General features: G+C 45.7%; 9 protein-coding genes, 1 tRNA gene and 1 pseudogene. 1 reads left to right on the top strand and 10 read right to left on the bottom strand.

Going from position 1 to position 13,774, the window contains the following annotated elements; translation table 11 throughout:
- Positions 1 to 88 precede the first annotated feature (88 nt).
- The 9 genes from ABXT40_RS05815 to ABXT40_RS05855 all read right to left on the bottom strand — a co-directional run bounded on the left by ABXT40_RS05815 (position 89) and on the right by ABXT40_RS05855 (position 10,689).
- Positions 89 to 164, bottom strand: a tRNA-Glu gene (locus ABXT40_RS05815).
- Between the two features lie 121 nt (positions 165 to 285).
- Complete coding sequence (gene recJ / locus ABXT40_RS05820; protein WP_443646880.1) at positions 286 to 2,097, bottom strand: single-stranded-DNA-specific exonuclease RecJ; 1,812 nt, start codon at positions 2,095 to 2,097, stop codon at positions 286 to 288.
- Positions 2,097 to 3,404, bottom strand: a complete 1,308-nt coding sequence (locus ABXT40_RS05825) for a homoserine dehydrogenase (protein WP_443646881.1) — start codon at positions 3,402 to 3,404, stop codon at positions 2,097 to 2,099. The genes recJ and ABXT40_RS05825 overlap by 1 nt, the downstream gene beginning before the upstream one ends.
- A gap of 130 nt (positions 3,405 to 3,534) precedes the next feature.
- Positions 3,535 to 4,095, bottom strand: coding sequence for a winged helix DNA-binding protein (locus tag ABXT40_RS05830; RefSeq protein WP_443646882.1), 561 nt, complete (start codon positions 4,093 to 4,095; stop codon positions 3,535 to 3,537).
- 41 nt (positions 4,096 to 4,136) lie between these two features.
- Positions 4,137 to 7,793, bottom strand: coding sequence for a hydantoinase B/oxoprolinase family protein (locus tag ABXT40_RS05835; protein WP_443646883.1), 3,657 nt, complete (start codon positions 7,791 to 7,793; stop codon positions 4,137 to 4,139).
- A 74-nt stretch (positions 7,794 to 7,867) separates the two neighbouring features.
- Entirely contained in the window at positions 7,868 to 8,086 is a 219-nt protein-coding gene (locus ABXT40_RS05840; protein ID WP_443646884.1) for a hypothetical protein, read from the bottom strand.
- Positions 8,087 to 9,004: 918 nt separating this feature from the next.
- A complete protein-coding gene (locus ABXT40_RS05845) occupies positions 9,005 to 9,484 on the bottom strand; it encodes a hypothetical protein (RefSeq protein WP_443646885.1) in 480 nt (159 codons plus the stop codon).
- A gap of 240 nt (positions 9,485 to 9,724) precedes the next feature.
- Positions 9,725 to 10,414 (bottom strand): WbqC family protein, encoded by a 690-nt coding sequence (locus ABXT40_RS05850; protein ID WP_443646886.1) that lies wholly within the window; start codon positions 10,412 to 10,414, stop codon positions 9,725 to 9,727.
- 14 nt (positions 10,415 to 10,428) lie between these two features.
- Positions 10,429 to 10,689 carry a hypothetical protein gene (locus ABXT40_RS05855; RefSeq protein WP_443646887.1) on the bottom strand — a complete coding sequence of 87 codons (261 nt, stop codon included), beginning with the start codon at positions 10,687 to 10,689 and terminating at the stop codon, positions 10,429 to 10,431.
- 301 nt (positions 10,690 to 10,990) lie between these two features.
- Between ABXT40_RS05855 and ABXT40_RS05860 the strand changes: the two genes are divergently transcribed.
- Entirely contained in the window at positions 10,991 to 12,052 is a 1,062-nt protein-coding gene (locus ABXT40_RS05860) for an FkbM family methyltransferase (protein ID WP_443646888.1), read from the top strand.
- 490 nt (positions 12,053 to 12,542) lie between these two features.
- Here ABXT40_RS05860 and ABXT40_RS05865 read toward each other — a convergent pair.
- Positions 12,543 to 13,205, bottom strand: a pseudogene (locus ABXT40_RS05865) (SDR family oxidoreductase); the annotation flags it as partial.
- Positions 13,206 to 13,774: the final 569 nt, after the last annotated feature.

The following is a 13,774-nucleotide window of genomic DNA, read 5'->3' on the forward strand; positions in this document are numbered from 1 at the left end:
CGCCTTGCCAAAGCCAAGACGAATAGCAGCCTGATTGACGCGCGATGACGCGCATCTAAAGCATGATCCAGAATGATAGAAAAAGCTTTGGCATCCCGTAGGGGATTCGAACCCCTGTTGCCGCCGTGAAAGGGCGGTGTCCTAGGCCTCTAGACGAACGGGACATCTTTAAGAGCAAAGCCAATGACGCTTGTATTAGTCAAAACCGCCGACCAAATCAAGCCGCTTTTATCATCAATATGTGTTTTTCCGCAAAACAGGCAAAACCGGAGTGAAATTCGAGGCCTAGCGCGCAAATGCCAGTGGCGGAACGGCGACATCATCAATTTCAAACTGCATGGCATTGCCGCCACGAAACCGGTCGCGCCGCACCCGACCAAGAATATGCAAATAGTGGCCGTCGCGTGCATCGGCTACTGCCTGCCCAAGCGGCGTACCGCCCGCCTGAAACGCAATTGCATTTAAGGTACCGCTGCCATCATCCAACCGGCAGGATAAATGCGCACCCGCCTCGCCCACAAATTTTGCTGATTTGATTCGACAATCGGGAATGACAAATCGCGGCTCGGGATTGCCGCTGCCAAACGGGCCAAGCCGGTCAAGCCAGTCGGCAAGATCAGGTTTGCATCCAGCAACGCTCAACAGACCACTTACTTTATGCAGTGTTTGCGGAATAACCCCATTTAAATCAGCCCTCAGCCGGTCATTCAGAAAATGCTGTAGCTCGTCAATTTTATCAGCCCTGACGGTAAAGCCTGCGGCCATATCATGCCCGCCGCCACCTTCCAGAATTCCAGCCTGATGCGCGGCGATAATGGCGTTGCCAAGCCGAAAACCAGCGATGCTGCGCCCCGATCCTTTGCCAATGCCACCATCATTCATGGCAATCACCAAAGCAGGCTTGCCAAAACGTTCGCGAACCCTGCCAGCAACAATGCCGATCACGCCTTCATGCCAAGATGGGTCATGAATGATCAAAACTGGATGGTTTATTTCGGCAGCCCGATCAATGGCGGCAATGCGGATGCCTTCTTCAATCTGCTTGCGCTCGCGGTTCATTTCATCAAGCCGAAGCGCCAGACCAGCCGCCTCATCACTATTATTGCATGCAAGCAGCTTCACCCCAAGGCCAGATCCGCCAATCCGGCCAGCGGCATTGATTCGTGGGCCAAGCAAAAAGCCAAAAGCATAAACATTAGGTGCTGCGTTCATGCCGGCAACATCGGCAAGCTTGGTCAACCCAGGATGACGACGCTCGGCCATCACCTTTAACCCTTGGCGGACAAAAGCGCGGTTTAACCCAACCAGCGGCACCACATCACAAACCGTGGCCAACGCAACAATATCAAGACATGCCATCAAATCAGGCGGGGTGCGGCCTTCGGCAAAATGGCCGCGTCCACGCAATTCACGAACCATGCCAACAAGCACGATAAAAACAACACCCGCGGCGCAAAGATAGCCATATTGTCCATCTTCATCCAGCCGGTTGGGGTTCACCACCGATTGCGCTCGCGGCAATTCGGGGCCGGCGATATGATGGTCGATCACAATGACATCAAGCCCTATTTCGGCCACTGCCGCCAATGGCGCATGCGCTGTGATACCGCAATCGACCGTCACCAACAGCTGTGCGCCTTTTTCCTTTAAGGCAAACAAAGCGGACTTATTCGGGCCATAGCCCTCGGTAAAGCGGTCAGGAATATGGACATCACAAGCCACATCAAGATCGCGCATCGTCGAAATTAGCAGCGCCGCCGCCGCCGCACCATCAACATCATAATCACCAAAAACGCCGATCGAGGTTTTGCTCATAACCGCATCGGCTAGTCGCTTGGCCGCCTTGTCAAGATCTACGAATCTTGACGGGTTGGGCAATAAATCACGGATTTTCGGCTCAATATAATGCGGTGCAGTTTCGGTTGTTAAGCCCATACCAGCCATGATGCGTGCCAAGGGAATGGGTAGATCGTCAAACACATCCATCAAGGCGGCGGCAAGTCGATCCTGATTTGGCCCTGATAATTGCGTTGACGCCTCGATCCAACGGGCGCCGCTTGTCGAATGGGTTATGCCAAGGAAAGCGTCCTCAGCCATTACCCCTCCAAATCTGCCAGCAAGATTGGCATGGCAACCGGCTTGACTTTGACAATCGGCAAATCTTCCATCTCGTCCAAAGCTTTTTTCAAGCTGGCAACGGGGGTTTCATGCGTTGTCATGACAAGGGCTACTACATCGCCCGGTGCGCGTCCTTGTTGCAGCAAGCCTTCAATCGAAATATCATGCTTTTGCAAAATCGCAGTTACAGTCGCCAAAACGCCCGGCTGATCAACAACCATCAAACGCACATAAAATGGTTTATCTGGCCCTGCTCCATTTTTCACCGTGCTGAAATCGGCAAGCTGGTTTATCGGCTTGCCAAAAGCAAGCCCGCCACGACCAGCGGCAATATCAATTAAATCAGACAAAACCGCCGATGAGGTTGCACCGCCCCCTGCCCCCGGCCCCACGGCCAGAACGCTGCCAACCGGCGTGCCATGAAATTCAACAGCATTCAAAACACCATTGACCTTGGCAAGCTGGCTGCTAAGGGGCAGTAAACAGGTTTGCATGCGCGGCATTAAGCCGGGTTCGGCAACACCAACAAGCTTAATGCGAAAGCCCAATTGATTGGCATAGGCAAAATCAACCGATGACACATCACGGATACCTTGGATCGACACTGCGTTAAAATCAGGCTGATGTCCAAACGCAATGGCGGCCAAAATGGTCAATTTATGCGCGGCATCAATGCCATCAACATCAAAGCTTGGCTCGGCTTCGGCATAGCCAAGACGTTGCGCGTCAGCCAGCACTTCGTCAAAATCGCGCCCCGTGGTTTCCATCGTTGATAGAATATAATTGCACGTCCCGTTTAAAATACCGGCAACGCGGTTAATCTGGTTTCCGGCAAGCCCTTCGCGAAGCGTTTTTACCGCCGGAATGCCGCCAGCAACCGCCGCTTCAAACATAAGATGCGCGTTATTGGCCTCGGCAAGCGTGGCCAGTTCGGTTCCGTGATGCGCGATCATCGCTTTATTGGCCGTGACAAAATGCTTTCCTGATGACAGTGACGCGCGGGCTAGATCCAATGCCACACCTTCGCTGCCGCCAATCATTTCAACGATAATGTCAACATCGTCACGTGTGGCAAGCTGCGCTGCATCATCATACCAGTCAATGCCGTCAAGCGAAAAGGCGCGGTCAGCCGACCGGTCGCGCGCACTAACGGCGACAATATCAAGCGATTGCCCTGCGGCAGTCGCCAAATCACTATGCCGATTGATGAGCTGGCGGGCAACTTCAGATCCAACGACCCCAAGGCCAGCGATCGCAATTTTTAAACCGGACTTTGCTTTTGTCATCACAGATTCACTTTTTCACAAATTTTTATTTCTGCCAGCAATAAGCGGCTTTGCAATGGTGTAACCATTTGCCCGATTTCTGGCAAGGCTCCTACCGGTCATTCAGGCAGTTTTACCATGTTTTTTTGGCTTACAGATTGGTGGCGCTTCGTGCGGCCTGATCATAAAGACCCGATAACAGCCGTAATTGACGCGCGACCTCACCAAGCTCGGCGCCACTGCCGCCGTCAAAAGGCATAAAGCCATCGACAAGACAGGCCTCGCGAACCGCGCGATAACGAAGGCATAATTCAATGCCCATATCGGTTGTGGCGTAAAGCACTTCCTTGCCATGTTTTTCGCTGCTGACAAGACCAGCCTTGATCAATTTTTTCAGCGCATAATTGACCGTATGGCTGTCATCGACATTCAATTTGAAACAAATATCGGCCAGCTTTTTTGGACGCGCCCGGTGATTGACCGAATGAAGACATAAAATATCGAGAACATTAAGATCAGTGCCACCGCTAACGCTTATGCCAGCTTCGGCAACGGCGGTTGCCATTGCTTTCACCATCCATTTGCCAAAGGCGTTCCACGCGACAATCAGGCCATATTCAACCTCGCTTAATTCAGCCGCGTTTTCCGAAACCAAATGCGATGACGAAACAATTCTTTTGGCATCAGGGGTTTTAGACTTTTCTTGTGCCATCAAATCTCCTTTCGTCATGTGCGGTTTGGTTGCAAAAGCGGTTATTCTGCCGGCTTGTCATCTTTGCCAAAACCGCCACCGCCAGGCGTTTCGATCACGAAAACATCGCCAACCCCCATTTTACGAATATCGGTTGCGGTTAAGGTTTCGGTCGTGCCATCGGTGCGTTCAACCCAATTGCGCCCAAGCGCCGCCACACCGCCACCATCCATGCCGTAGGGCGGGATAATACGGTGATTGGCAAGGATCACCGCTTCCATTTCCTCGAGAAAGCGCAACCGGCGGCGAACGCCATTGCCGCCATTATGCCGGCCAATGCCGCCCGACCCATGCCTGATCTCAAAACTTTCCAGCAAAACCGGATAACGCCATTCCAAAATCTCGGGATCGGTCAAGCGGCTGTTGGTCATATGGGTATGAACCGCGTCGGTTCCGTCAAAATATGGCCCTGCGCCTGATCCACCGCACAAGGTTTCGTAATATTGATAGGTTGCGTTCCCATAAAAGAAATTATTCATCGTGCCTTGCGCTGCGGCCATGACACCAAGCGCGCCATACAGCGTGTCAGTGACAATCTGTGAGGTTTCAACATTGCCAGCAATGACCGCCGCAGGATATTGCGCTTTTAACATGCAATCATCGGGAAGAATTATCTGAACAGGTTTCAAACAGCCTTCATTCATAGGAATATCATCGGCCACTAAGGTTCTGAAAACATACAGAACTGCAGCACGACAAACAGCAGCAGGCGCGTTGAAATTATTCGCACCCTGCTTGCTTGTGCCGGTAAAATCAACAATTGCTGACCGGTCGGCTTTATTGATTGAAATCGTGACCTTGACCTGCTGTCCATTATCCATTGGATAGGTAAAGCTGCCATCTTTAAGAACATCAATGACGCGGCGAACCGATTCTTCAGCATTATCCTGAACATGGCCCATATAGGCGATAACCGTTGCCAGCCCGTAATTCGTGAGCATTTTGTGAAGTTCACGAACGCCCTTTTCATTGGCCGCTAGCTGGGCGCGAAGATCGGCGATATTTTGACCCGTATTGCGCGCTGGATATTTTGCCGAATCCAAAATGGCGCGCATTTCTGTTTCACGATAGTTTCCGCCATCGACAAGCTTGAAATTATCAATCAAAACGCCTTCTTCTTCGATATGTCTTGAATCTGGCGGTGCCGAACCCGGCGTGCGGCCGCCAACATCGGGGTGATGCCCACGCGAGGCAACAAAGAACAGGATATCCTTGCCAGCATCATCAAAAACCGGCGTGATGACGGTGATATCGGGAAGATGCGTTCCGCCATTATAGGGATTGTTCAGAACAAAGGCGTCGCCAGCATTAATATTGCTCTGATTACCGCGGATAACGGCGCGAACTGATTCACCCATTGACCCAAGATGAACCGGCATATGTGGGGCATTGGCGATCAACGCACCCGCCGGATCAAAAATGGCGCAAGAAAAATCTAGCCTTTCTTTAACATTGACCGAAAGCGCGGTGTTTTGCAGCGTATAGCCCATTTGTTCGGCAATCGACATAAACAAATTATTGAACACTTCCAGCATCACTGGGTCGCAATTTGTGCCAATCGCCACCCGCGGTGCAACAGCCACAACACGCCGAACGACAAGATTGCCAATCGCGGTCATTTCGGCCTGCCAACCAGGTTCGATCACATTGGTTCCGGTGGCTTCGGTGATCAGAGCTGGCCCCATAATCCGTTGCCCTGCGGCAATTGTGCTGCGGGCATAAACCGGTGCCGTCACAAATTGATCATCCATATAGCATTGAACCTGATCCAGAATATCCAGCGGCGCGGCAGGAGCGGCGGTAACACTGGTCTCAACATCAAAATTCCGGCCAATTGACTCGACCGAAATCGTGGCGGCAACAAGTGCCTTATCCAGCATTAAAAAGCCAAAGCGTGATTGGTAGGCAGCCTCAAAATCTGCCGTCATCCCGGCAATCGAACCAAACGGAACGGCAAGCGCGGTATCCGACCCGTCATAGCGAAGATGGACATAACGATTTGTTTCAATGCGCGCGCTGGCAATATCCTGACCCGCAAGTTCAGCCTCGCTTTGCGTGGCAAGATCATCCAGCTCGCCTTGCAGCCTTGGCGTCAGATTTTCATGGAACCCGGCTTCCAGCGTGCGTTCGCGAAGCGCCGTCACATCGGCCAGACCCATGCCATAGGCCGATAAAACACCAGCAAAAGGATGAATCAAAACCGTTTTCATGCCCAGAACATCGGCAATCAAACAGGCATGCTGGCCGCCTGCCCCACCAAAACATTGAAGCGCATATTCAGTGACATCATAACCGCGCTGAACCGAAATTTTCTTGATCGCATTTGCCATATTTTCAACCGCGATACGCAAAAAGCCACTGGCAATTTCTTCTTCGCTTCGTTTGATACCAGTTTCCGCTTCAACCTGTGCCGCCAGCGCGGCAAAACCAGCGCGTACCGATGCCACGTCCAGCGCCTCATCCTGATTGGGTCCGAAAACATGCGGGAAATATTGTGGCTGTAGCTTGCCAAGCATGGCGTTGCAATCGGTCACGGCAAGCGGACCACCCCGGCGATAACAAGCAGGCCCCGGATTGGCACCGGCGCTTTCCGGCCCGACTTGGAACCGGCCATGTTCAAACCGGCAAATTGACCCGCCACCGGCAGCAACCGTATGAATCAGTAGCATTGGCGCGTGGATCCGCACGCCAGCAACAACCGTATCAAACACGCGTTCATACGCATTTTCATAATGCGCAACATCGGTTGAGGTGCCGCCCATATCAAAGGTGATAACCTTGCCAAATCCGGCCTGTTTGGCAGTTTTCACCGCGCCAACAATGCCGCCAGCAGGACCTGAAAGAATGGCATCCTTGCCCTGAAACAGGCTGGCATCGGTCAGGCCGCCATTTGATTGCATCAATTGCAGCTTGGTGCCTTTGGATTGATCAACATCGCGGGCAAGACGGTCGATATAACGCCGCAAAATAGGCGAAAGATAAGCATCAGCAACCGTGGTATCGCCGCGCCCGACAAATTTAATCATTGGGCTGGTGCCATGGCTTGTTGAAATTTGCGTAAAGCCAATTTCACGGGCACATTCGGCAATTGCCAATTCATGCGCTGGCACGCGGTAGCCATGCATCAAAACAATGGCAATGGCGCGGATGCCATCATCAAAAGCAGCCTCCAACCGCGACGTTAAATCATCAAGATCAAGCGGCGTAATAATCTGGTCACGCGCATCAACGCGTTCGATCACCTCTTCAATACGGTCATACAGCATTTCAGGAAGGATGATTTCCTTGTCAAACAGCCTTGGCCGCGCCTGATAGGCGATGCGAAGCTGGTCACGAAACCCTTTTGTCACAACAAGCAGGGTTTTATCGCCCTTGCGCTCGAGAAGCGCGTTTGTCGCCACGGTTGTTCCCATTTTTACCGCATCAATGGCATCAGCTGGCAAAGGCGCATCTTTGGCGATATGCATCAGATCGCGCATGCCCTGCAAAGCGGCATCTTCATAGGCTTCGGGATTTTCGGACAGTAATTTATGCGTTAGCAAATCACCATCGGGCGTCCGCGCGACAAGATCAGTAAAGGTGCCGCCCCGATCAACCCAGAATTGCCATCCTGATTTATCATTAGTTTTGCTGTTTTTATTGAGGTCGGGCTTGGCCATTTGACGTCATCCGTGAAACAAGAGTGATGAGGCAACGTTTATAAATTATCAACAAAATGTCAATGTTAGAATGATCAGCAATCTGCATGATCGGCGATAAGGCTCATGCTGACCCCGTCATTAATATCCGTCATCAGATAGTCACGAATATTAATTTCATCGAAACAGCCAATATTAACCCTATAAACGCTTGGATCACTTCGCCGGACACGATGCGTGTAAATCCAACGAATCTTGCAGAAATAATGTTTGGCAATCACCGCTAATGCTTCTTGGAAGATAAAATAACTCATCAAATAAGTCTTCTATCTCTTGGATAGCGCAAAGCTCCAACGACATTCTTGTCTTCTTTGAACGTCTTGGCGATACCAATACTTGCAAACGCCAATTAGATAAAACAAATACGAGAACAATCGCTAGCACAATCGCGCATCCAAGAATCAAAGACCAATTTTATGAGCGGCATATTTCGTATTTTTGGGAAAGCAACTCGTAAGCAAACCCTTCGATAGGCAATAAAAAGGGCTGCGAAATACGCAACCCTTTTTTAGCAGGTTATATTTAGAAGACGCAATTTACGCTTGGAACACTGAAATCTATTTTATTATTTTTAATTCAATAACTAAAAACATATAAGTTTACCATGTACACAAAAGGTAAAATACAAGCAGTAAAGATTGATGCATTTCTGAGGTTTCTTTTCAACTTCGTTCTTTGTTGTATTATTTTGGCAACCATCAAAACTACAAACTTTGTAGTTTCTTATACGCCTGCTCTGTCCGCAATTTTAACACCTGTTTCCTGCTGTCCCGCACTAAATTACTGCGTTTGATGTTGTGCTCTAACCAAGCACAGTGTCGCACTTCTCGTTCAAGTTGTTTGGTAATATTATGGAGTGTGCGCTGCTGCTTTTTGTGCACACACATATTGTAAAGTCAGCACAGTAAATCGCTACCGGTTTCTAAGTATCAGAAGATTTTGCTACCGTTCTACAACTCACCAGCAATTCATTGAGTTCCAAGCTGCATTTAACGATTGAGCATCTGTACTACCTGAGAAAACAGTTCCTAACGCATCTGAAGCTCTATCACCTGCCCAGCTTTAGCCTCTTGAAGCTGGGTTTCCCGTGTAACCAAAATTACCATACTGGCTGTTTATCTTCCCCTGCGAACTAGACGCTGAGTAGCTAGTGTAGCTTTGAACGCCAGCGACTAAAGCAGTTTTACCAAACTTGCCATAACTGCTGCGTCTTGTGTTTGCTTCATCAAAGCCAATTTTTTACAAGCAAGGTATCTACTGAGATAAAAAGCGTAGTCAGTTCTCGTGCCATCCCTCAAATGCCCAAGTAAAACTACCTGTTTTTTTCTTTGAACTACGCCATAAACTGTTTTGTCTTCAGAAAAGTAAACGTCACTCCAATGAGCTATATCTTTTGAATTCCATCCAGCAAGAGTTTTAAGCACCATAGATTTTTCAACTTTAGTTAAAATGGTTGTTTCACCATTAAAAAATGTTGACGCCTTGTCTGACGGCTCTGCAAAGTTAAATCTACCAGCAAAGGCATCCGTTTGTTCATTAACTATGAGCAAACCATCTTTGTGAATATCTCTCAAAACTGACGTGTAATGTTGCGGGGTGCCGTTGTAATAGTCAGATTTGTTATCAGAAATTTGCCCAGTTACATTTTCCACGTGCACGTTTTGTTTGAGCCCCCCACAGCTTGAAAGTGCAAAGCAAATAAACCCAAATAGAATTAATTTTTTGGAACTCTGAAAATAAAATCATTACACGCCTCTCGAACAGTTAGTTTGCGACGTGAATTTGCATTATCAATTCGTTCATATAACAGCTTACGAAAGTTACCGCTTGATTTCTTTTGGTTGTCATACCACCCACTCACTGATTGTTTCTTGCCGCAACTTTACGCACAATCAAATAAGTTCGTAGCTTTCCATTTGCTCTAGCATTGATGCTTCTTCCGCGATGGAAAAGATCATATCAATAATCGATAATCCAGGTACAAATATATCACTATTTTGGTCGTATGGTTGAAGCTTTGATTTGACAAATTTTAAATCCAGTCCAGAATTTTGGAACTCTTCTTTGTCATACAAACTCATTCCACCTATTACATTAATATATCTCTCGCCGTTAAGCCGATTACATATAGCAATAACTTTATCCTTTCCTTTGTACTCACTGAAATCACCTAATGAAGAAGAAGTTACAATCTCTGTTTTAACACCTAAGCATTGACAAATTAACTTCACACTATGGTTAATGTAATTAAACAAATTATCATCATCGTAGTTAAGTATTTTTTCAGTCAAGGAAAAGCCTCGCTCGAAATTCTTCCTCTTTCGATAAGATTGCTCAAGCTTGCGTAGGAGTTTACTCTTATCTTTCTCCCATCCTTGTGAAATTTTTCGTTGGTTAACGTTCAGGAAGTCACTATCTTTTACAAGTGAGATTGTAAAATAATCTACTTTTTCATTGAAAATTAGTCTATTTCGATTAATCCAGCCCTTTTTTGTGTATTGAATATCATCGTAAATTACAAATACATCTACAGCATTAATTAGATGATAATATCCGAGGTACGGAAGGAAATAGGGCTGCATTATGCCTAACGTTTTCACCACTTCTCAACACGCTTTTTTATGGTTATTGAAAAGTAGCTTTTGCCTTGTTGTAGTTTAGCGGAAATCTCCAAGTACGCAGCTTTACCCTTTTCAATTACAGTCGCTTTACTACGTGTAAATAGGCTTTTACGCGCGTAATTGTTTTCTTTTGGCAACCACATACGAAACTGCCAATACTCACCTCGCTTGAAGATACAAGCTTCGTCAAATATTGCTATTTCGCCTTCAGCAAACTGCTGTTTCTTAAGTGCCAAAATTAGTCTCTGAGTTACTGTGATTTTCTGTAGTCACACGGTTTTGAAACATCCGAACTAATTATAAGAAAAAGGTCTAAGAAAATCAATGGATAAATTGCGAGTGTTAAACAAAAGTGTAGTTCATTAATCATTTTATATCAATGACTTAAACTAAGTTAAGCCACTCCTGCTCTGAAGCAACCTGCTGAAGCCATCACGAAGCCTGTTGTAGGTAAAATTTTTATGTAAACGCCCATTTCAAATTCTAATGGCATAGAATTTGCTCATCCCTAACAAAACTTAGGCGAAAGGCGTATTCATGTTAGATGAACCCACACAAAATATTACAAATTTACACTTTAATTTTTTGTCGCGTGTTCTATCAGGCATCAAACTAAATCGTTATGTTGAAAACTTTGATCACGAAAGGCATCCAGAGGGCGTAAATGGCAAGACGCCATTGACATTTGAGCCATTGGATGCAGCAAAAAACCTTCACTGGTATTTTCAAAATATTGAGAACGTCTACAAAGCGCATTCAAATTTGACCAATGAAAGGTCAAAATCACTATATTTATCTGTACTAGCCCATCGAATTGGAGGACATCTATCTTTCAAAATACCAGTGAATTTTTCTGAGTACGAATTGGATCATGACTGGGTAGAGTTCAACACTGCAGCTACCTCAGTCGCCTCCAAATTTGAGTGTAAGTTTCCGGGGATCCGCCATTTTGACTTTGAGTTTGATGGAAAGCATTTCATTTGTGACTGTTTTTCATTGAAATATTATCTTCATAGAAAACAGTATTTCTATGATGAAGGGGGCTTAACCATATCGCCTGCCGATGGTGATGTCGTTTTGGATTGCGGGGCTTGCACAGGTGATACGGCCGTGGTTTTTGGAAATACGGTCGGAGATCACGGTCATGTTTATGCGTTTGATCCTGTTCAGGATCATTTGGACATCCTGGAGCACAATATAGAACAAAATCCAAATTTGAACATTACAAAAGTCCCATGCGGTGTTTCAAACAAATTTAATGAAGGAAAGCCTGTCGCATTAGACACTATCAACCCTGGATTTAACGCATTTGGGCAATATGATATTCCAACTACAACAATTGATCACTTCGTTGAGGACAATAACCTGGATAAGGTTGATTTTATCAAAATGGATATTGAAGGGGCAGAACTAAGCGCATTGCAGGGCGCAATGCGAACAATCAAAAAATTTAAACCAAAATTAGCGATCTCAATTTATCATCATTTTGATGACTTTCAGTCTATAATTAACCAAGTTGCCAGCCTAAACATTTACCAGAACATGGTCATCGAACATCATACCATTCACAGCGAAGAGACTGTGCTTTATTGCTCGTAAAATCAATGCCCAGGTTAATTTTTGATCCAACAGTCCCAATTATCTTCTCAACAACATATTGATACTAAGCCTAATATCTCTATCAAACCAAACACGAAGACTGCTGTCATGGTGCAGAATTTTTTGCAGTATCTCTAGCGCATCTTTGCAAAGCTGCTTTACTACTTTCAGTGCGTTAGCACGTTCGTTCTTCATGGCTTCAACTATAATAGCTACTCCAACTGAATAGTGCGTATCGGATAGGCAATTGATTTTATTGTTTTATTTCAATATTCTAAGTTATTCCCACTCAATAGTGCCAATAATGTAAGTTATTGATATTATTATAATATTTTGAGCCTATGTAAGGTTTATGCAACATTATGCAAGTTTAAGGTGAAGCCTGCAACTATTACAATGCTATAATAACAAGCGGTTAGGTTCACTCATCTTACATTCTGTGCAAGATTGAGAGTTAAAAGTTTTAAGTAAACGAAAACTTTTAACGTACTCACCAAGAGATTGCTTCACCCTTGTAATCGCAGTACAGAGCTGTTTGGCTCATATCAAGTTCTTCAATCACCTTTTTAATACCGCTCACACTAGTCTCAGCATCGATTAAAGCACCGTCACCGCCAGAGTCTGTTTTCACCCAACCTGGACTAACTGATGCAACAGCGATTCCTTCTTCGTATAAATCTATAGACAGTGATTTTATTACTTGGTTAAGCGCCGTTCTGCTTGAGCGGTTCATATAAAGTGCGCCGCCCGTATTCTCAGTTATGGAATCTGGCTTAGACGTGATGAAAATTAACTTCTTGTCTGAGCCCAATAAAATATTTGGGTGAGCAACCTGTGCTAAAAGCAAAGGTGCAACGCAATTTGTGCGGAAAATATTTACCCATGGCTCAGATTGAACATTTCCAAAATCATTTAAATTCGCTCCAGATGTATAACCTGTTGCTGTTCCCGCATTACTTATAAATATATCGATGGGGCGTTCTTTAATTTCTTCGCTAATTTGTTCAATCGACGCCTCGTTTGTTAAATCCATGCTCAAAATTGTCAGGCTATTTGGATGCTTCTTGCTAAGCGATAATAAATCTGTAGCCGTAGTAGGTGAACGGCAAGTAGCAATTACGTTCCAGCCTTCATTTAAGTACTGCTTTGTAAACTCAAGTCCTAATCATTTATTGGTTCCTGTAATAAAAACTGTCTTCATTTCATGATGCTCCTCACTCTTAAATTCATCCCTAATCTATGAAATGTAATAGTGCCATTATTTTGTATAAACGTTTGCAAGTTAATATTATTTCTTATTTAAAAACAGTTACTTAGTTCTTGTATTTTATTAGCGTAAATTAATAATATATAATAATAACAGATATTTAAGATGCTATCTTCATTCCCACTCGATAGTTTCGGCATTACAAATGATTGATATTGTTATATTATTTGAAATTTATGCAACTTTTATGTAAATTTTACAGAGTGTTTACTGGCTGCGTGACTTACGAAAAGCCTACGTTTTCTGCAGATATTTTGGATTATGGTTACACAGTTAGCAACAACCAAAACTACAAAGTTTGTAGTTTTCTTACACGCCTGCTCTGTATGCAATTTTAACAACTGTTTCCTGCTGTTTCGTGGTAAATTACTTCGTTTGATGTTCTGCTCTACCCAAGCTCTGTATCGCACTTCTCGTCTAAGTTCTTTAGTGATCTTTTGGAGTGTGCGCTGCCG

Origin of the sequence: Candidatus Ponderosibacter sp. Uisw_141_02 (assembly GCF_048087665.1) — a bacterium.
Lineage (GTDB): Bacteria > Pseudomonadota > Alphaproteobacteria > Puniceispirillales > Puniceispirillaceae > UBA3439.